An 18,386-nucleotide genomic window follows, 5' to 3' on the forward strand; every position below is an offset into this window, starting at 1 on the left:
AAGATGATTTTAGAAGTAGCTATATTGGATGTAGTACCGGGCAGAGAGCCGCAGTTTGAGGAGAATTTTCGCATTGCCAGCCATATTATCAGCAGCAGGAAGGGATATGCGGGGCATCAGTTACAGCGATGTATAGAGCAACCTAACCGGTATATATTGCTGGTCAACTGGGAGTCACTGGAAGATCATACCATTGGTTTCCGGCAATCTGCTGACTACCAGGAATGGAAAAAATTACTGCATGAATTTTATGATCCATTCCCGGTGGTGCAGCATTATGAACAACTATCTTTAGTGTGAGCCCGGATCTGGTTCAAAGTCCAGCGATACGGAGTTCATACAAAACCGTTTATGTGTAGGAGGAGGACCATCATCGAAAATATGTCCCAGGTGTGATCCACAACGTTCGCAGATCACTTCTGTCCGCTGCATACCAAGGGTGTTATCTTCCTTGTAAATCACGCTGTTCGCTTTCAATGGCTCAAAAAAGCTGGGCCAGCCGCAGGAACTGGCAAATTTAGCGTCTGACCGGAACAGTGGATTGCCACATACCGCGCAATAGTAGCTGCCTTTCACATCTGCATCCCAGTATTTACCGGTAAACGGCCTTTCCGTGGCGGCTTCCCTGGCTACTGCATATAGATCAGGAGGCAATACTTTTTTCCATTCCGCATTTGTAATGTGCAGCTTCTTCGTGTCTGTTCTGGAGTAATAAGGATTTTTTGCCATTGGTTCTTTGTTGCCCGTCTGGCTATGGCAGGCAATCTGCGAAGCCAGGATCAGTGTTAAAAGAAATATTTGTCTCATCTTTTTTGTAATTAATAAGCTATCTAAAATTACGGCTTTAAATCGGTATGCCGTTGTTCATCCTATTAGACGCCGTCAACAGTATATCCTTACAAAAAAGAGTTTTTATTCCGGTTACCGCAGTTGCGCCACTATTTCTTTGATTTTAACCTGCAATTCCTTCCCTAGTGCTTCCAGCCCGGAGTATCCCTGTAAATGTTGTTCCGGCAAATGATAGCTGAGCATGGTGGCACCAGTATCCGTGGCCCGGAGGACCAGCTTCAGCGGCACTTCTATTACGGCCGACGGATCCTGATCCAGCAGCTGCTTCATATATACCGGATGAAAGAAAAGCAGCTGCCTGATTTTACCAATAACTATCTGCTGGGTAGCCAGAATGGCCTGTGGATTAATTTCATGAAGTAAGAGGAATCCGTTGTTGGCAATGGCTTCCCGGGCATTGGATAATACAGTATCAAATGGCTGTTCAATGAGGAGGGTGATGTTATCTGTTTTCATCTGCTGTTGTATTTAAAGGGTGAACTTCCGGCCAGTCTACTTCAGTGCCGGCCACTACATTCAGGTAGTTGGTGAAAATATTTCTGACTACGTTGGCAATTATCTCCAGTGTTTCTCCATCGGTATACCCGGCCTGACGAAGCACCTGCACATCATCTGCAGATAGACTTTGCGGAGCCGCTAACAATTTGCGGGTGAAATCCATGCCTGTAGCTGTTTTTTCATCGGTAGCCCTCATGTTTCTTGCGTCCAGGAGGTCAGCTTCAGACAGTCCGGCTTTGGCGCCCAGGAAGCTGTGTGCGGAGAGGCAATAATTACAGCCGTTATATTCCGCTGCTGCCAGGGCAATTCTTTCGGCCATAGGGGCACCCAGACTACCTTTGCGGAGTGCATTGTTGAATTGTGCATAAGCTTCCAGTACGGCCGGCGAATGGGCCATTACACCGTACATGTTGGGAACACGGCCCAGCATACGTTTTACCTGTTCCAATACCGGTTGGGCGGCGGTAGGGGCTTCCTGTACAGAAAGCGCTGTGATTGTACTCATTAATTTGTAGTTTTTAGTTATAGACCAATTTGTCTATAATAGGGTAAAAAAATAATTCATGCTCTAATAATCGCCCGGCGTAGCACCTATCAGCCGTTTCACCATTTTCTTTGCGGTTTTCACCGGCCAGATTTCCTTATACACTTTACTCTCCACAATTGCGCCTTCAAACAGCAGGTAAATAGTATCCGCTAAGCCAGCTTCTCCCGAATCAGTAATAGCGGCCATCAATTGTTGCACATAGCGCCTGAGCTTCCGTTTATGTTCCAGCACCTGTTGTTGCATCTCCGGCTGACTATCCCCGATTTCCGCCAGCATGTTAATAAACCGGCAACCCTTAAAATGTTGCAGCGGCAACTGACGTTCCAGGAAATCAAAGATGGCCAGCAACCGGTCTGCCGGATCCGTTTTTTTGTCCACCATCGCTGTGATGCCGGTGAACCATTCTATTCTGGCTTCTTTCAGGTAAGCTAGTCCCAGCTCTTCCTTGGAGCCAAAGTGGCTGTAAAGACTCGCTTTGGCCACCCCGGCTTCTTCCAAAACCTGGTTGATGCCAGTGGAATTATATCCCTGCTCATAAAACAACCGGCCGGCAGTTGCCAATATCTTTTCTTTCGGATTCCCTGGTCTTGCCATGATCTCACAAAGCTACATAAAAAAATAATAATAGACAAAATTGTCTATTATTATTTTTTCGGGAGATGATTATCTTGTAGTTTCATTTCACGCTTAAAACGTTCGCAATTGTTTCGCAAATTCTGCTGTTTTTCTATCATAGCACTGTTCTCCGGCTTGCTGGCAAACGCCCAGCAATATTACCTGTTTGTAGGAAGCTATAACCGCGATAAAGACAAAGATGGTGTTTACCTGTATCGCTTCAACTATAATACAGGCGCACTGCAGCCAGTGTCTGCACTGAAAGGGATACTCAACCCTTCTTTTCTTACCCTGTCGCCCGATGGTAAATATATTTATGCCTGTTCTGAAGCGCAAACACCCAACATCGGTGGGGTGAGCAGCCTGGCATTTGACAGCACCAAAGAAACCCTGACACTGCTTAGCCGCCAGAACAGCGGGGGAGATAATCCTGCCTATGTGGGAACCGATAAAGACGGGAAATGGCTGCTTTGTGCCAATTATTCCGGAGGCAGCTTATCTATTTTTCCATTGCTGGAAGATGGTCAAATCGCACCGTCCAAACAGGTGATTGCTTTTCAGGATAGTAGTGTTCTGCCAAGACAACGAAGCTCACATATCCACTCCGCGGTATTTTCTCCGGACGGACAGTATGCTTTTTTCCCGGATCTGGGTGCCGATAAAATCAGGGGATACAAACTGGTACCTGCTGCCGCGGAACCCTTACAACCTGCTACACCGCCTTATACGGCCACAGTACCCGGTGCTGGTCCCCGGCATATCATTTTTCATCCGAAGCTGCCCTATGCGTACTGCATAGAAGAAATGGGGGGTATGGTGAGCTGCTATAAGTACAAAGCCGGTAAGCTCGACAGCCTACAACGTATCAGCGCCCACCTGCAGGGACCTGCAAATGATTATAACAGTGCCGACATTCATATCTCTCCTGATGGCAGATTTTTATATGCCTCCACGCGGGAAAGTGCCAATACCATTTTTATTTACGCCATAAATCAGCAAAAAGGTACCCTGAAACAGATAGGGCAGGAGTCTTCCCGTGGCCGGCACCCCAGGAATTTTATGATTGACCCTACCGGTAAATTTCTCCTGGTCGCCAATCAGAACAGTGGTAACATTGTCGTGTTTAAACGGAATCAACAAACAGGGTTGTTAACAGCCACCGGCATAGAGGTGAAATTGCTGAATCCATCCTCGCTGCAGATGAGGGCATATCACTAGCTGCCTTCATGGTTTTACACTAAAATGAAGTAGTTTTGCAGCCGTAGTTAACAAAACAAAACAACTCTTGAAAAGAATACTCTATTTTTTTCCATTGAATCCTGTTGATAAAAACAGTGGAAGTCAGACCCGCTCCTTAAACCTGTTGAAATATTTTAAAGCGCGTGATATCAAGGTAGATTTCATCACCAAATCAATCTGGGGACGATATACACCTGAAAGTATCCAGGCCTTTGAAAACAGCGGGTTGGCGGAAAATTTATGGATCCTGGAAAGGAAACCTGTGAAGAAAAATCCAGTGAAGTATTTCTTCTCCTATAAATTGTGGCATGTATTATTTGAGCGTAAACTGAAACTGATAAAAGGATCTATTCCTAATCATACTACCTGGAATCTGCGTAAACAATTTGATGCCATTCTGCAAAAACAGTCATACGATTATATTATTATCAGCTATGCTTACTGGGCGGATCTCATAAAAGATAATCCCTACCTGGGCAAGGCAGTGACGATTATAGATACACATGACCTGTTAGCTTCCCAACACCAGAACGAAAATGGATTTGACATGGGGGCTGCCCTGGGAGATGAGTTAAGAAGATTATCCCAGTTTGACCAGGTATGGGCCATTTCTATGGAGGAAACCTACTTTTTTGGTCAGTTCCTGAAAGGAAAAATAAAGTATATACCCATGATGATGGATGCGCCCCCCGTGGTGCAGCCATTAGGAGAGAAGGAGTTTGACCTGATATACGTTGCTACGGACAATCCACATAACCTGATCTCTGCTGCCTGGTTTTTCAAAGAAGTATATCCGCTCTTGCCGGCACATTTAAAGATCTGCGTAATCGGTTCCATTACCCCGCACGTTTCAGGGGAGTATAAAAATGTAGTCCGCATTCCTTTTGTGGAGGACCTGGATGCATATTACCTCAAGGCAAGGGTATCACTTTGTCCTATGCTTACCGGCACCGGTGTAAAAGTGAAAGTAGTGGAAGCCATGTCGCATGGTCTACCGGTGGTATGCACAGAGCGTGGACTGGATGGCCTGCCGGATAAAACCAATAATGGTTGTCTGTCTGCCAACGATCCAAAAGAATTTGCAGCACACATACTACACCTGCTGGAAGATAAAGCCTTTTATGAATCCATGAGCCAACAGAGTTTATCATCTTTTCATAAACATTTTTCAAAAGAAGAAGGATTTAAAAAACTGGATAGCGCTTTAGGTATCGGGAGTTAAAAGAAGTACACATGAAAGCAAAGAAAGTATTTCTTATATCGTTCAATGGCAAGTCTATTGCAGGTGGTGTGGAAAGGGTGACTTATTACCTGGATGAATATTTTCATTCCAGGAATATTGAAACAAAGATCATCGATGAAGACTATCTCATTCATCATACCCTTTTTGGCAGGATCTTTCAGCAACTGTTCCGGTTCCGCCATTTTAAAAAGAGAAAGGCTATTTACCTGGCGCGATATACGTCTGCTTTCCTGTGGCTGAATAAACGTTCCCATCATATAGTGGTGTCACAGGGAGAAGCTACTCCTCTGTTTCCTGCCGATTTTATGCTGATACATGGCTGCTATCATTGCATGGAAGTGGCTTATGGCAGAACAGATACCCGGTTGAGCCGCATGGCCAATCTCCAGAAGCTGAGCTGCCAGCGGGCCAGACAGGTGATTGCGGTATCCCAAAAAGTAAAACGGGACCTGGTTACCTATTATCAGATACCTGAAAACAAAATTATTGTACAACATAATTGTGTTGATACCAGCAGATTTCATCCGTTTGAAAAAAGGCCGCAGCAACAGCATACCTTGCTTTTTGTAGGCAGACTAACAAACCCCAAAGGGTTGATATTTTTAAAACAGCTGGCAGCGGCTATCGATCAATCCACTAACTGGAAATTGTTAATTGCGTGTAACGAAACACCGGATACCGCGTTTTTTGAACCATTTGCAAACATCACGGTGAAAGTGGGGTTGAATATTGACAATATTGCCACCGCCGCTTATGCGCAGGGGGATCTGCTGATTGTTCCTTCCTGGTTTGAAGGTTTTGAGCTAGTAACGCTGGAGGCATTGTCCGTAGGGATGCCGGTAATTGGCACCAACGTAGGGGCTATCAGTGAGTTGCTGGATATGGCGTTTCCCGGTGTATACCTGTTGCCTGACATCACTTCTCCGGAGGCAACCCTATTACAGTATTTCGATGAAGTACTGGCAGATAACAGCCGATCCATTGATCCGGAAACGCTGCATCAGCGCGTAACCAGGGAGTTTGGAATTGAGCAGTATTTTAAAAAGATGGATACTATCTTGGGGCCAGCGTTTTCTCGTACATCCTGAAAAAATGGTGCGCAGCCCTTGGGCTGATGATGCTGATGAACGCACCGATGTTAAGGAATGGAATCCTTTTTCTGAAGGCCCTGTACAATCCTTTTCTGCGCATGGTAAGACTGTGGCGGTTCTTTTTTAACTGATCAATCACAGCGGTCCAATTGGCTTTGTTTTCTCTCCCTTTATCTGCATATACTTCAAAGTAGCCGCCATACAACAGCACCCGGGAATTATGGTAGGCATAATACAGGTGGCTATATTTATCAAATAGATTTTGAGACAGCAGAAAGTCTTTCATTAAGTCATCGGATGCATAAAAGCAGGAGAGCTTATAGTCGGATACTTGCGCCGATGTAACTGATTTTTCCGCATGGGCTTTTTCGCGGACAAAATAGTTGTAAAAATTTCCGGCAATGCACCTCGTTTTTCGGGAAAGGCAGATGGTTTCAAGTACAAAAGGAGAGTCTTCGAAAATAGAAAGCCGGAACCATACCCGATGATCCTCAATCAATGATCGCTTATAAAGCTTACCCCAGCAAGCGGTATTTATTTTATCTGTTTTATGAGCTGTTTCGCTCAAAAAGCTGCTGATGTAGTCAGTATGTTCAAAATTTTCCGGGATATATTCAAAAGATTCCAGCACTTTTAAATCCTTGCCCGTACCGCTTACTTTCCTGTAGCCGAAGCAAATGATATCTGCGCTGGTGTTTAACGCTTCCTGCACACAAACTTCCACTGTTTGTGGTGCGATGGTGTCATCGCCATCTACAAACAAAATGTATTCACCGGTGGCATGATCCAGTCCTGTATTTCTTGCGGGGCCGGGGCCTGCGTTGGCTTGAGAAAAGACCTGTATGTTTTTATGTGTTTGCTGATAGCTGGTTAATACCTCCAGCGATGAGTCGGAGGAATCATCATTTACAAAGATGATTTCGGTGTGGGTGTAGGTTTGCTGTAACAGGGAATCAATACAAGCCGGCAGGAAAGGAGCCAGGTTATACACCGGAACAATAATCGTCACTAAAGGGCTTTGCATATATCGCTATTATCTCTTGTAAAACAGCGGCAAAGATAGAGAAATTTATGCTGGGCCTCCATACAGCAATATGGGCTTCTTCTTTTATCTGAGTATCCGGGTGATTTGCCACGTTGTGGGCAGTGCCAGCGATTATGCCGGGATAATCAAATAAAAGAAGAAGCCTGTTTATTTATTGGTTAACCCTGAACTTTTCAGTAGCACCGGCAGTGGTATGGGTGCATGTCATAGACTGTGTACCGCTTTCACTGGAGACGAACTTGCCGTTATTTCCTTTGAGGGAAATGGTCCCATCTCCGTTGTTGATCCAGTCGAATTGTTCCCACCCGCCAATAGCGGCGCGGTTGCAGGTAATGGCCTGTGTACCATTTTCGGAGGATACGTATTTGCCACCATTTTGCAGGGCAATCTTACCGTTGCCGGCATTTACCACTACAAACTGTTCCCAGGGGCCTACTGCGGTGCGGTTGGCGTTCATTGCCTGTGTAGCATTTTCGCTGCACACGTAGAGGTTGTTGGAGCTTTTCAGCGTAATAGTTTGTCCGATAGGAGCGCCGGTGCCACCACCTACGATGGGTTGTGTTGGACGGGTAGCTGTCAGGCCAATCTGTCCTTTCAGCATTTTGCCGCCATCGCCGGTGAGGCGCAGGTAGTAATCTGCTGAGCAGGCTACTCCATCTTCATCCAGCGTCACAAAGTTGGAACCTGCGGGGATGAACCCGGAGCTTTCTGCGGTTTTGGCAATCTGGTTGCCTTCATTGTATTCGTCGAACATGGAAATGTAAATGCCCTGTGCACCTACTCTTACCATATTGTAAAACTGCCGCCACATAAAGTCGCCATGTGCGCGTTGATGTTCCTGCAGATCACCCGGCAACACACAGGGTTGATAGTCGATGCCGTGGTTGTTACAGTAAGCCTCATCCGGGGTGTTTACATTTGTGTAGAAATTATCTACGTCATTTACATTACCAATGCGACCTACCATCCAGGGCGAAATCATATTGAGTGCGCTGTAGGTGGCCAGGAAACCTGGTCTTGAATCATCGCTTTCGGTACGCCAGTGGGTAGGTACGCCGCCAATCACGTAACATCCCTGGTTTTTAAACCAGTTGATCACATCCAGGCATACCGCTGCCGACCAGGTATGGTTGTTATCATTAAAGCCGAAGCCCCAGATACATACCACTGGCTTGCCATTCTGCCTGGCATAGGCGGAAGAAGAGGTGTAGGCCGACATTTTGTTGGTCCAGTCACTTTTCACTTCCGATTGCATGTTGGTCCAGCCGCTTACATCGTACATGATGTAAAACTTACGGCCATACGTTTCTGCGGCTGTTTTTACCTTGGCAGTGATAGCATCCCGGACAGGGCCCTCGGTGCCGTTGGGGTTGAAGCGTTGCAGTGCGGCCGCATCAATGCCATTCTGTTGCATCCAGAGGAAATGGGTGTTCACTGTCTGGTCAGTGAATGAAGAAAATAATTTCGCCGGCGATCCATTGTTAAGATTTGCCCAGGCAGTTTGATAGGTACTGCTGTAATCCCGCACATCCGGCCAGGACTTAATGCCATTGTTGGTGGAAGAGGGGGAGGCGCCCCAGTTTTGGGTCCAGTGCCACCAGGCATTGATGGGGGAGCCATCACCATTGGCGGCGAACCAGCCCTGGTAACCTACAGTGACTTTGCCGACTACATCGCCGACAGGAGAGCCTAATGCGCTAATGGAGGTCTTTTTTCCATCAAGCGATTGTAAAGGTGTGCCGGCCTCTTTTTTAGAGCAGCCAACAGACAATGCAACAAGGGTTGCGAACAGAAGATGCAACTTGTTTTTCATGTGTGGAAGAATTGATGTTTAGGAATTACTATTGGATTTTCATGTCAGATGTCAATGAATGAATACTCGTGGAATGATAATCGGATTTTCAGTAAGGGCTTTCTTTTGAACAATGCCGGGCTATGGGTACAACGTGGAAACTTCCTGCAAGTAAGCAGACAGGCACTAATGAATGCCCTAATAAAGGGCTAATAAATTAATTAGGGCAAGATAATTTTGGGGAAAACGCAGGTTTTTTTTGAAGATCAGGAAAAACTGGCTGCTAATTCGGCTACCGTATTAAATATAAAGTCGGGTGCAGCGGCATTGAGTTCCTCCGTAGTGCCGTAACCGTAGCCTACACCAATAGCGGCGATATTATTTTTCTGCGCACCAATAATATCGTGTTTACGATCGCCTATCATCACGGTATGCTCCGTTGCCAGATTTTCTTTTGTAAGCAGGTATTTGATCAGTTCCCCTTTGTCGGCACGGGTACCATCCAGCTCACTGCCGTAAACAGCTGTAAAATAGGGATCCAGGTTAAAATGACGGATCACCACATCTGCAAAGATCTGAGGCTTGGAAGTGGCCACAAAAAGGCGGCGGCCTTGGGAGAGGAGACCACTCAGCATTTCCGGGATGCCTTCATAACGTTCGTTTTCATAAATACCTGTTATCCTGAAATATTCCCGGTAAGCGTTGACTGCGTCCCAGGCCTGCGCTTCGGTAAATGAATAATACTCCATAAATGACTGCTGCAGCGGCGGTCCAATAAAGGGGAGCAGCCGGGACAGGTCCGGTTCTATAATACCCGCTTTCGCCAAAGCATACTGCACAGATTTGGTAATCCCTGTTTTTGGGTCTGTCAATGTACCATCCAGGTCAAAAAGAACGTTATTATACTTCATAATGGGCGCAATTTAATAGAAAAGGAGGATGTTGAATAAGTTTCGTTAATTTATTAGCTTACACCAATGAAAGTACACCTGCACTGTTATTTGTTATGCTGCTTTACGGCTGTGCTGTTAGCCGGCTGCAGTAAAACCGAGTCTAAAACAATCATTGCGCCGGAATACAATGACGTTGATCAGGTATTGACGGAAGCAGCCACCAGTAAGTTCGGAGGTAAATGCTACGGAATTATCCAGGTAGATGGAAAAACGGTTTATGCCAAAGGATTTGGCGGATATGATGGCAGCACCCGCCAGCTGATCGCCTCCTGTTCCAAATGGTTGTCGGCTGCCATACTCATGAGCCTCGTGGATGAAGGGAAAATGAAGTTAACAGACAGCGTGGGTAAATTTCTGCCCATATTCACCACCTACCATAAAGGAGGGATCACCATCGCCCAGCTGTTTTCGCATACTTCCGGTTTCCCCGGTAATTCTACCCAGGGATACGAGACTAATGTGTTGAGCACCCTCAGCGCAGCGGCTGATGGCATCGCAAAAAATGTTGCCTTACAGTATACGCCCGGTTCCACTTTTTATTATGGCGGAGTTAGTATGCAGGTAGCCGGTCGTGTTTGTGAAGTGGCATCAGGGAAAGACTGGAAAACACTGGCAACTGAAAAGTTATTTACACCCTGTGGCATGACCAGCACCAGCTTCGGTTTAACTGCCAACCCACAGATTGGAGGTGGCGCAACCAGCACACCGGATGATTATATGCGCTTCCTGTATATGATCATGAATAAGGGAGTCGCCGCCAACGGCACAAGAGTACTGAGTGAGGCAGCGGTAACAGCCATGGAGCAACCACAAACCAGCAGCACCACCACTATTGCTTATTCTCCCTACCCGTTGTCGTTGCTCACCACTAAAGGTATTTACGGTATAGGCAACTGGCGAGATGTAACAGGCCCTGGTGACGTGCTGATAGAAAACAGCAGCCCCGGTTTATTTGGCAGTCACCCCTGGATCAACCGCGATAAAAAAGTGACCGGTTTTATATTTACGTTTATTGTTGATAACGGCTATCTGACCACCTTGCCCGCCTGCATCAAAATCAGGAACCTCGTAAGAAATAAGTAATCAAACAAAATAAAAACCACACTGCCACAATCAACAATCGTATGATGAAAATTTTTGTATGGCTGCTGCTGAGTGTAGCCATTACCGTTACTACACAGGGACAGGAACAATTTAGTACACAATACGGATATCTGGACAATGCCTGGTATCATATCCAATCCGATAGAAAGGCCACTGTGACCTTTCTGGGAGGTTCTATTACCAACATGCAAGGCTGGCGAGGCAAAGTATGCGATTATCTTTCTGCTGCTTACCCGGGTACTGCATTCCGCTATATCAATGCTGGTATTCCATCATTAGGCAGTTTGCCACACGCTTTCCGGTTTAAACAGGATGTATTGGGCAAAGGTAAAACTGACCTGCTGTTTGTAGAAGCTGCGGTGAATGACCGGGCAAATGGCACCAACGAAGTGACACAGCGCAGAGCCATGGAAGGCATTATACGTCACGCGCTCCATGCCAATCCAGAGGTGAATATTGTCCTGATGGCATTTGTAGACGAAGATAAAATGGCGGACTACCATGCCGGAAAAGTACCGGTAGAAGTACAGGTACATGAAGATCTCGCAAAGAAATATCATCTTCCTTTTATTAACCTGGCCAAAGAAGTGACTACCCGCATAGATGCGCATGAGTTTAACTGGAAAGATGATTTCAAGGACCTGCACCCATCTCCCTTTGGACAAAATATATATTTCAATGCTATCAAAAAGTTGCTGGATAGCGCCTTCAGCAGACCGGTTCCCAAACGCCTGGTATCTGTGAAATTACCTGCTCCGGCCGATCCATTGAATTATGAAAACGGCGCCTATGGAGATATACACGGGGCTACCGCCCCAAACGGTTTCTCTATCGATGAATCCTGGGAACCTTCCGATAAAGTGTCTACCAGAGAAGGTTTTGTGAAAGTGCCGATGCTGGTATCAGGCAGGGCGCACGCTACGGTGGAGTTTCCCTTCACGGGCCGTACCATGGGGATCGGTATTGTATCCGGTCCGGATGCAGGCATCATCAGCTATAGTATTGATGGTGGCGCCGTGCAAACGAAAGACTTACGGACACAGTGGAGTAAAAGTCTTTACCTGCCCTGGTATCTGATCCTGGGCGATGATTTAACAGCTGGTAAACATACACTGAAAATAGAAACCGGGGAGGCTGCGGAAGTAACGCGGATTGTGTATTTCCTGGTGAATGGATAAACGCGGATGTTGTCTTGGGACAGGATTATACTGATTTAGATGATTTCAGGATTGTTATTTCAGAATTAAAAAAGATTAGCGAAGATGGACATCATATGGTATTAATCTTCGCTAATCTTTTAATCTCATCAATCAGAAAAATAAAAGCCGGAAATCATCTAAATCAGTATAATCCTGTCCCAAGACAAAACTCGCTCACATATTAATCCATTTGTAAAACATCCTTTTTATACTCTCTCGGTGTTTTCCCTTTTATTTTTTTGAAGAAACGATTAAAGTGGGTAGTGTTATTATACCCGCATTTAGCCGACAGCTCCATCATTGACATTTCCTTTTCCTGCAGCAGTCTGCAGGCATAACCGATTCTTAATTCATTTACAAAATGGGTAAACGATTTTTGCGTTCTGCTTTTAAAGAAGCGGCAAAAGGAATGTACGTTGATACCGGCTATGGCAGCTATTTCTGACAGCGGGATATCTCTTTTGAAATGCCGGAAAATAAACTTGAAAATATCGTCCATCCTGGACTGATCTTTATCGTTGTACAGGTTTACATAATTGGTGCCAGCCAGTAGTCTGTATTCTTTGGTGGTCATCATTTTTTGCAACAGCGTGATAAAGGTGATAGTTTGCTGCAGGTCCTGCTCCTGTAGCATTTGCTGCATCAGGGCGAGTATGTCGGCTTTGGTTTTACCATAAAACTGTATGCCGCGTTGCGATTTTTTCAGCCATGCTTTTACATTGCTGATATTACTGAAAGGTGCCAGATGCTCCAGTAATAATTCCGGTGAAACATACATGGCAAGGGATTTAGCTTGTAGCTTATCCTTTCCTTCAAAATATTTTTGCTCGTTATGCCATACGTGCGGCGTACCGGATCCTACAAAAATCAGCTCCCCGCTGTCAAAATATTCGATATTGTCGCCTATGATACGGCGTCCGGCACTTTCTACCACATACACCAGCTGGCATTCATCGTGAAAATGAAATTCTGTGGAAAAGTGCGACTGTGTAATCTCCTTTACCAGGTATACACGTTGTTCAAGGGCTTTGTCGCCCGGTATGGCAAAAACTGGCTTCATATTATCAGCGTAAAATAGGTAAAATCACTAATAAAGTCAAAATAGTGTTGATTTAAGTCAATTTCACCGGGATGATATACCTTTTCCATTGTTACTTTTGAAATCAGGTACCAAAGCCCTGTATTTCATGTACATTTTCCACGGAAACAATATGAATAATGATACTGAAGAATAAAATAGTGCTGATCACGGGTGGCGCATCCGGTATAGGTGCTGCGTGTGCATTGAATTATGCGGCGGAAGGAGCGATCGTAGCGGTGATAGATAAAGATGCCGCTGCCCTGCAGGCGTTAAAACTACAAATGGGTGGGTCACATTTATTGCTCGCAGCCGATCTGCTGGATAGTGCGGCTATGGGCGCAGCAATTAACACGGTATTACAAACCTACGGAAGACTGGATGCTATTCATAATAATGCAGGGATCGCCAATCCTGCCAAACCATTACACGAAACCACGGAAGAAGAATGGGAGCTGCTGATGAATGTAAACATCCGGGGCATTTACTATACCACCCGCCACGGCATAGCAGCACTGAAGGCTTCCCGCGGTTGTATTCTCAACACCAGCAGCATGGTAGGTGAAATAGGACAGGAAAATCATGCGGCCTATGCAGGTAGTAAAGGAGCGGTGAATGCGCTCACCAAAGCGATGGCACTGGACTATGCACCCGATGGTATAAGAGTAAACGCGGTAGCACCTGCCGGCGTATGGACGCCTATGCTGCGACAGTGGAACCAGGAGCAGGCTGATCCCGCCCGTATGGAGCAATACCTCGATAATATTCATGCATTGGGTTACTGCCCGGAAGCGACAGAAATTGCCAGCGTATGTGCGTTCCTGTTATCTGATAATGCCCGCTTTGTTACCGGCTGTATTATGCCGGTAAGTGGAGGCGCCGAACTAGGTTATAAGCATACATTATAAATTTCAAGCACAATGAAACGTATTGCCACATTATGTTTAATGCTGTTATCACTCAACAGCTACAGCCAGACCAATGCCCAGCTGGACCCGAAAATACTGACCAGCAAAGCAGTTATGAACCAGTTTATGGATCTGCGTTTTGGTATGTTTATTCACTGGGGACCCGTTACGCTGCGGGGCACTGAAATAGGATGGTCCAGGCACCACGAAGTGGCCGCTACTGATTACGACACGCTTTACAAAGCATTTAATCCCATCGGCTTTAACGCGGATGAATGGGTGAAAACCGCCAGCGAAGCAGGAATGAAATACCTGACCATCACAGCCAAGCATCATGACGGATTTTGTTTATGGCCATCTGCCTATACAGATTATAATATTATGGCTACTCCCTTTAAAAAGGATGTGGTAGGGCTGCTGGCCAAAGCGTGTAAAAAATATCATATTAAGTTCTGTATCTACTATTCCGTACTGGACTGGTACCAGGAAAACTATCCGCTGGACAATTCTACCGACCCAACGCTGGCGGATAAACGAAAAAAGCCTGATATGGAAAAGTATGTGGTATACATGAAAAATCAGTTGAAAGAATTGGTTAATAACTACGATCCTTACATGCTCTGGTTTGACGGTCCCTGGGAAAGTCCCTGGACACCAGCTATTGCACTGGATATGTATACCTATCTGAAAACGCTGAAAAAAGATTTGATCATCAATAACCGCCTTGGTAAATCCTTCTCAGGTACCAATGCGGATGGTACTGCTAATTTCCTGGGTGATTTTGACACACCGGAACAACGCATTGGCAGCCTGAACATGCAAACGCCCTGGGAAACCTGTATGACGATCTGTCAACAATGGTCCTGGAAGCCAGACGATAAAATGAAATCGCTGCAAACATGTATACAAACGCTGGCTAAAGTGGCCGGTGGCAACGGTAACCTGTTGTTTAATGTGGGGCCCCGCGCTGATGGTAAAATAGAACCTGCGCAGGTGGCACGTTTAAAGGAAATGGGCAGTTGGTTGAAACAATATGGAACAGCCATTTATGATACACATGGCGGTCCATATGAGCCGAATGACACTTATGCTGCTACCCGCAGCGGCAAAAAGATTTACCTGCATATTTTCAAACCGGTTAGCCAGCTGATATTGCCTGAACTGCCGGGTGTAAAAGTAAATAAAGCTTATATTATGAAAGGTGCATCTGTTGCATTGCAGCAAGCCAACGGACACATTACACTTACATTGCCGGCTTTACCGGATCCGAATGATACCGTGATTGTACTGGAAACAGATAAGCCATCCATAGACATTGCTCCTATAAAAAATGATGATAAAAAATGATTAAAAAAATAATAGTGAAAGATGCCCGGTTTCCATTATCCGGAGGAGCCGGTAGTGATGCCATACATCAGAATCCCGTATACTCGTACACGGTAGCCTGTTTGTATGACGATAAGGGCAATTGTGGTACAGGTCTGGCTTTTACATTGGGTGCAGGAAATGAACTCGTATGCGCTGCCGCCAGGTTTTATGGAGAGAAGCTGATAGGCAAAGACATCCGTGAAGTGATGGCTACTTTCGGTGACTGGTTTAAGCAGCGTTCTGATGAACAGCAGTTCCGCTGGCTCGGGCCTCATAAAGGAGTAGTGCATCTGGCACTGGCGGCGGTTACCAACGCCTGTTACGACCTTTGGGCCAAACAGGAGCAGGTGCCCTTGTGGAAACTGTTGCTGGATCTGAGTCCGGAGCAACTGGTAAATACACTGGATCTTTCTTACCTGGAAGAAGTGCTGCCGCGCGAAGAAGCGGTGCGTATGCTCACAGATATGCAATCTTCCCGCGTATCGCGGGAAAGTATTCTGCAAAAGGGGTACCCGGCGTATGATACGTCTGCCGGCTGGTTTAATTACTCCGATGATCAGCTGGAAGCCAACTGTAAACGCGCACTCGATAATGGTTTTAGCGCATTGAAGTTAAAGGTGGGTGCTAAAGATCCGGAAACGGATATACGAAGAGCGCATATTGTAAGAAATACGGTAGGGGATCAGATCAAAGTAATGGTAGATGCCAATCAACAATGGAATCTGCCGCAGGCGCTGGCTATCGGCAAAAGGCTGGCAGACATCAATCCTTACTGGATAGAAGAGCCTACCCATCCGGATGATGTGCTGGCACATAAAACGCTGGCGGAAGCACTGAACCCGGTGAAGCTGGCGTTGGGAGAACATGTACCCAATAAAGTGATTTTTAAAAATTACCTGGAAACCCGCTGCGCCGGTTTCATACAGGTAGATGCCGTAAGGGTAGGAGGTGTCAGTGAATTTATTACAGTGAGTCTGTTGTGCAAAAAGTACGGAGTACCAGTGGTGCCACATGTGGGAGATATGGGGCAGCTACATCAGCACCTCGTATTATTCAATCATATTGGAATGGGACATGAAGCATTATTCCTGGAGCATATTCCACACCTGCGTGCGCACTTTACCCATCCTGCGCAGATAACAGGCGGATTTTACCGTACTCCTGAAACCCCGGGCAGCAGTTGTGATCTGCTGGCCCTTAATACTTTCCCCGGATGATTTCTACCACAGATACCGTTATCAGCATTTGTTATGTAGCCTTTATTGTGCTACTGGGATTTTGGGCTGGATGGTCCGGAAAGAAGAGCAGTAATGCCGCGGGAGAATATTTCCTTGCGGGCAAATCGCTGCGCTGGCCCATGATAGGCATGGCATTATTTGCCACTAATATTTCCTGTCTCCACCTGGTGAGCCTTGCGCAAAGCGGATTTGATACCGGCTTGCTGGCAGGCAACTTTGAATGGATGGCCGCTTTTACACTGATCCTGTTAGCACTTTTTTTTATACCATTTTACATCCGGTCAGGAGTGGCTACGCTCCCGGATTTCCTGGAGCGGCGCTATAACCGTGCCTGCCGGGACTGGCTGGCAATCGTATCTGTTGTATCAGCCATTGTGATCCATATCGCGTTTTCATTTCTGGCGGGAGGCATCGTGCTGGAAACGTTGTTCGGCATCAATATGTTCAGCAGCATTATCCTGATTGCGGTGGTAACAGGTGCGTATACAATTGTGGGTGGTTTGCGTGCAGTAGTAGTGACAGAGTCCGTGCAAACAGTGGTGCTGTTAGCCGGTGCGGTGATCATTACGCTGCTTTCCTGGTGGAAGGTAGGCGGCTGGCAACCGGTGATGGCCGTATTACAGGAGCATCAGCAGTTGGATAAGTTGTCGATGTTGCATCCTGCGGGTGATCCGAACGGATTGCCCTGGTATGCGGTATTCCTGGGATACCCGGTGATTGGCATCTGGTATTGGTGTGCTGATCAAACAATTGTACAAAGGGTGCTGGGGGCAAAAGATGAGAATCATGCCCGTACCGGCGCGTTGTTCTGTGGCTTTATAAAAGTGCTCCCGGTTTTTATATTCATCCTGCCCGGGCTGCTGGCTTATGTGCTGTACAAACAGGGCGCACTGGATCTGAGTGCATTGCAGCAGGCAGATGGGAAAATGCATACAAAAGGTATTTACTCCCTGATGATTACCAAGCTGGTACCTCCCGGGCTGGTGGGCGTTTTGGTGGCGGCTTTGCTGTCGGGTTTAATGAGCCAGATTTCCGGTGCGCTGAATTCCATTGCCACATTGGTGAGTTACGATTTATACAAAAGGTATCAGCCTGCAGCCACCGATAAGCAACTGGTAAAAACAGGCCGTATTGCGGCTGTTTTAGCGCTGTTGTTGTCAATTGGCCTGCTACCTCTGTTGAACAGGTATGAGAGTCTTTTTAACGGTATTAATGACGTAATATCACATATTGCGCCGCCTATCACCTGCGTGTTTTTGTTGGGCGTGTTCTGGAAGAAAGCATCTTCCAAAGCAGCACAATATACTTTGTGGCTGGGTTCCGCGTTGGGTGCAATTGTATACGTGACGGGCAAAGTGTATCCCGAAGGGCCTTTGAGCCACATTCCACCGCTGATGGTGGCCTTTTACCTGTTTGTGGTTTGTGTATTGCTGCAGGTTGTTTTATCTTTTGCTTTTCCGATGCAGCATACAGCTGAAAGCAGCCGTTTGTACTGGGAAAGTCCGCTGGCGCCGCTACGCGCAAAAGGCTGGCCGGGTCTGGCAAACTATAAAGTATTGTCAGGGGTGTTGTTGGCGGTGATGGCAGTATTATATTGGGTCTTCAGATAATATCCACGT

The 18,386-nt window shown here is 46.3% G+C and carries 18 protein-coding genes; 10 read left to right on the forward strand and 8 right to left on the reverse strand.

Annotated elements, in window-relative coordinates:
- The first annotated feature begins 3 nt into the window (after positions 1-3).
- Entirely contained in the window at positions 4-300 is a 297-nt protein-coding gene (locus tag AB4Z08_RS26040) for an antibiotic biosynthesis monooxygenase family protein (protein WP_441576710.1), read from the forward strand.
- Here AB4Z08_RS26040 and msrB read toward each other — a convergent pair.
- From msrB to AB4Z08_RS26060, 4 genes are all read right to left on the reverse strand, one after another.
- Complete coding sequence (gene msrB, locus AB4Z08_RS26045; RefSeq protein WP_441576711.1) at positions 292-807, reverse strand: peptide-methionine (R)-S-oxide reductase MsrB; 516 nt, start codon at positions 805-807, stop codon at positions 292-294. The two genes, AB4Z08_RS26040 and msrB, sit on opposite strands and share 9 nt — an antisense overlap.
- A 114-nt stretch (positions 808-921) precedes the next feature.
- Positions 922-1,305, reverse strand: coding sequence for a DUF302 domain-containing protein (locus AB4Z08_RS26050; protein WP_441576712.1), 384 nt, complete (start codon positions 1,303-1,305; stop codon positions 922-924).
- Positions 1,292-1,852 carry a carboxymuconolactone decarboxylase family protein gene (locus tag AB4Z08_RS26055; RefSeq protein WP_441576713.1) on the reverse strand — a complete coding sequence of 187 codons (561 nt, stop codon included), beginning with the start codon at positions 1,850-1,852 and terminating at the stop codon, positions 1,292-1,294. The genes AB4Z08_RS26050 and AB4Z08_RS26055 overlap by 14 nt, the downstream gene beginning before the upstream one ends.
- A 63-nt stretch (positions 1,853-1,915) precedes the next feature.
- Entirely contained in the window at positions 1,916-2,488 is a 573-nt protein-coding gene (locus AB4Z08_RS26060; protein ID WP_441576714.1) for a TetR/AcrR family transcriptional regulator, read from the reverse strand.
- A 108-nt stretch (positions 2,489-2,596) separates the two neighbouring features.
- Between AB4Z08_RS26060 and AB4Z08_RS26065 the strand changes: the two genes are divergently transcribed.
- The 3 genes from AB4Z08_RS26065 (at position 2,597) to AB4Z08_RS26075 (ending at position 6,079) form a co-directional block, all read left to right on the forward strand.
- Positions 2,597-3,727, forward strand: coding sequence for a lactonase family protein (locus AB4Z08_RS26065; RefSeq protein ID WP_441576715.1), 1,131 nt, complete (start codon positions 2,597-2,599; stop codon positions 3,725-3,727).
- Between the two features lie 67 nt (positions 3,728-3,794).
- Positions 3,795-4,970 carry a glycosyltransferase gene (locus AB4Z08_RS26070; protein ID WP_441576716.1) on the forward strand — a complete coding sequence of 392 codons (1,176 nt, stop codon included), beginning with the start codon at positions 3,795-3,797 and terminating at the stop codon, positions 4,968-4,970.
- 11 nt (positions 4,971-4,981) lie between these two features.
- A complete protein-coding gene (locus AB4Z08_RS26075; protein ID WP_441576717.1) occupies positions 4,982-6,079 on the forward strand; it encodes a glycosyltransferase family 4 protein in 1,098 nt (365 codons plus the stop codon).
- Here AB4Z08_RS26075 and AB4Z08_RS26080 read toward each other — a convergent pair.
- From AB4Z08_RS26080 to AB4Z08_RS26090, 3 genes are all read right to left on the reverse strand, one after another.
- Positions 6,045-7,106 (reverse strand): glycosyltransferase family 2 protein, encoded by a 1,062-nt coding sequence (locus AB4Z08_RS26080; RefSeq protein ID WP_441576718.1) that lies wholly within the window; start codon positions 7,104-7,106, stop codon positions 6,045-6,047. The two genes, AB4Z08_RS26075 and AB4Z08_RS26080, sit on opposite strands and share 35 nt — an antisense overlap.
- 172 nt (positions 7,107-7,278) lie before the next feature.
- Positions 7,279-8,940 carry a lectin gene (locus AB4Z08_RS26085; protein WP_441576719.1) on the reverse strand — a complete coding sequence of 554 codons (1,662 nt, stop codon included), beginning with the start codon at positions 8,938-8,940 and terminating at the stop codon, positions 7,279-7,281.
- A gap of 245 nt (positions 8,941-9,185) precedes the next feature.
- Complete coding sequence (locus tag AB4Z08_RS26090) at positions 9,186-9,830, reverse strand: HAD family hydrolase (protein ID WP_441576720.1); 645 nt, start codon at positions 9,828-9,830, stop codon at positions 9,186-9,188.
- Between the two features lie 66 nt (positions 9,831-9,896).
- On the opposite strand from AB4Z08_RS26090, the gene AB4Z08_RS26095 reads away from it, so the two are divergent.
- Together AB4Z08_RS26095 and AB4Z08_RS26100 are read left to right on the forward strand one after the other, a co-directional pair.
- A complete protein-coding gene (locus AB4Z08_RS26095; RefSeq protein WP_441576721.1) occupies positions 9,897-10,955 on the forward strand; it encodes a serine hydrolase domain-containing protein in 1,059 nt (352 codons plus the stop codon).
- A gap of 41 nt (positions 10,956-10,996) precedes the next feature.
- A complete protein-coding gene (locus tag AB4Z08_RS26100) occupies positions 10,997-12,154 on the forward strand; it encodes an SGNH/GDSL hydrolase family protein (protein WP_441576722.1) in 1,158 nt (385 codons plus the stop codon).
- Between the two features lie 202 nt (positions 12,155-12,356).
- Here AB4Z08_RS26100 and AB4Z08_RS26105 read toward each other — a convergent pair whose 3' ends face one another.
- Complete coding sequence (locus AB4Z08_RS26105; protein WP_441576723.1) at positions 12,357-13,235, reverse strand: AraC family transcriptional regulator; 879 nt, start codon at positions 13,233-13,235, stop codon at positions 12,357-12,359.
- 158 nt (positions 13,236-13,393) lie between these two features.
- On the opposite strand from AB4Z08_RS26105, the gene AB4Z08_RS26110 reads away from it, so the two are divergent.
- The 4 genes from AB4Z08_RS26110 to AB4Z08_RS26125 are packed head-to-tail and all read left to right on the forward strand — an operon-like array spanning position 13,394 to position 18,377.
- Complete coding sequence (locus AB4Z08_RS26110; protein WP_441576724.1) at positions 13,394-14,161, forward strand: SDR family NAD(P)-dependent oxidoreductase; 768 nt, start codon at positions 13,394-13,396, stop codon at positions 14,159-14,161.
- Between the two features lie 12 nt (positions 14,162-14,173).
- Positions 14,174-15,508: an alpha-L-fucosidase gene (locus AB4Z08_RS26115; RefSeq protein ID WP_441576725.1), complete on the forward strand. Its 1,335-nt coding sequence runs from the start codon at positions 14,174-14,176 to the stop codon at positions 15,506-15,508.
- Positions 15,505-16,746: an enolase C-terminal domain-like protein gene (locus AB4Z08_RS26120; protein WP_441576726.1), complete on the forward strand. Its 1,242-nt coding sequence runs from the start codon at positions 15,505-15,507 to the stop codon at positions 16,744-16,746. The genes AB4Z08_RS26115 and AB4Z08_RS26120 overlap by 4 nt, the downstream gene beginning before the upstream one ends.
- Complete coding sequence (locus AB4Z08_RS26125) at positions 16,743-18,377, forward strand: sodium:solute symporter (RefSeq protein ID WP_441576727.1); 1,635 nt, start codon at positions 16,743-16,745, stop codon at positions 18,375-18,377. Before AB4Z08_RS26120 ends, AB4Z08_RS26125 begins: the two co-directional genes overlap by 4 nt.
- Positions 18,378-18,386 lie beyond the last annotated feature (9 nt).

This window comes from Chitinophaga sp. RAB17 (assembly GCF_052114225.1).
Taxonomy (GTDB): Bacteria; Bacteroidota; Bacteroidia; order Chitinophagales; family Chitinophagaceae; genus Chitinophaga.

What these genes read in the sequence shown, in the direction of transcription:
- AB4Z08_RS26095 (WP_441576721.1), top strand. Translation starts at nt 9,897, where the DNA reads ATGAAAGTACACCTGCACTGTTATTTGTTATGCTGCTTTACGGCTGTG.
- AB4Z08_RS26075 (WP_441576717.1), top strand. Translation starts at nt 4,982, where the DNA reads ATGAAAGCAAAGAAAGTATTTCTTATATCGTTCAATGGCAAGTCTATT.
- AB4Z08_RS26050 (WP_441576712.1), bottom strand. Translation starts at nt 1,305, where the DNA reads ATGAAAACAGATAACATCACCCTCCTCATTGAACAGCCATTTGATACT.
- AB4Z08_RS26120 (WP_441576726.1), top strand. Translation starts at nt 15,505, where the DNA reads ATGATTAAAAAAATAATAGTGAAAGATGCCCGGTTTCCATTATCCGGA.
- AB4Z08_RS26115 (WP_441576725.1), top strand. Translation starts at nt 14,174, where the DNA reads ATGAAACGTATTGCCACATTATGTTTAATGCTGTTATCACTCAACAGC.
- AB4Z08_RS26105 (WP_441576723.1), bottom strand. Translation starts at nt 13,235, where the DNA reads ATGAAGCCAGTTTTTGCCATACCGGGCGACAAAGCCCTTGAACAACGT.
- AB4Z08_RS26040 (WP_441576710.1), top strand. Translation starts at nt 4, where the DNA reads ATGATTTTAGAAGTAGCTATATTGGATGTAGTACCGGGCAGAGAGCCG.
- AB4Z08_RS26060 (WP_441576714.1), bottom strand. Translation starts at nt 2,488, where the DNA reads ATGGCAAGACCAGGGAATCCGAAAGAAAAGATATTGGCAACTGCCGGC.
- AB4Z08_RS26055 (WP_441576713.1), bottom strand. Translation starts at nt 1,852, where the DNA reads ATGAGTACAATCACAGCGCTTTCTGTACAGGAAGCCCCTACCGCCGCC.
- AB4Z08_RS26090 (WP_441576720.1), bottom strand. Translation starts at nt 9,830, where the DNA reads ATGAAGTATAATAACGTTCTTTTTGACCTGGATGGTACATTGACAGAC.
- AB4Z08_RS26080 (WP_441576718.1), bottom strand. Translation starts at nt 7,106, where the DNA reads ATGCAAAGCCCTTTAGTGACGATTATTGTTCCGGTGTATAACCTGGCT.
- AB4Z08_RS26125 (WP_441576727.1), top strand. Translation starts at nt 16,743, where the DNA reads ATGATTTCTACCACAGATACCGTTATCAGCATTTGTTATGTAGCCTTT.
- AB4Z08_RS26085 (WP_441576719.1), bottom strand. Translation starts at nt 8,940, where the DNA reads ATGAAAAACAAGTTGCATCTTCTGTTCGCAACCCTTGTTGCATTGTCT.
- AB4Z08_RS26100 (WP_441576722.1), top strand. Translation starts at nt 10,997, where the DNA reads ATGATGAAAATTTTTGTATGGCTGCTGCTGAGTGTAGCCATTACCGTT.
- msrB (WP_441576711.1), bottom strand. Translation starts at nt 807, where the DNA reads ATGAGACAAATATTTCTTTTAACACTGATCCTGGCTTCGCAGATTGCC.
- AB4Z08_RS26110 (WP_441576724.1), top strand. Translation starts at nt 13,394, where the DNA reads ATGATACTGAAGAATAAAATAGTGCTGATCACGGGTGGCGCATCCGGT.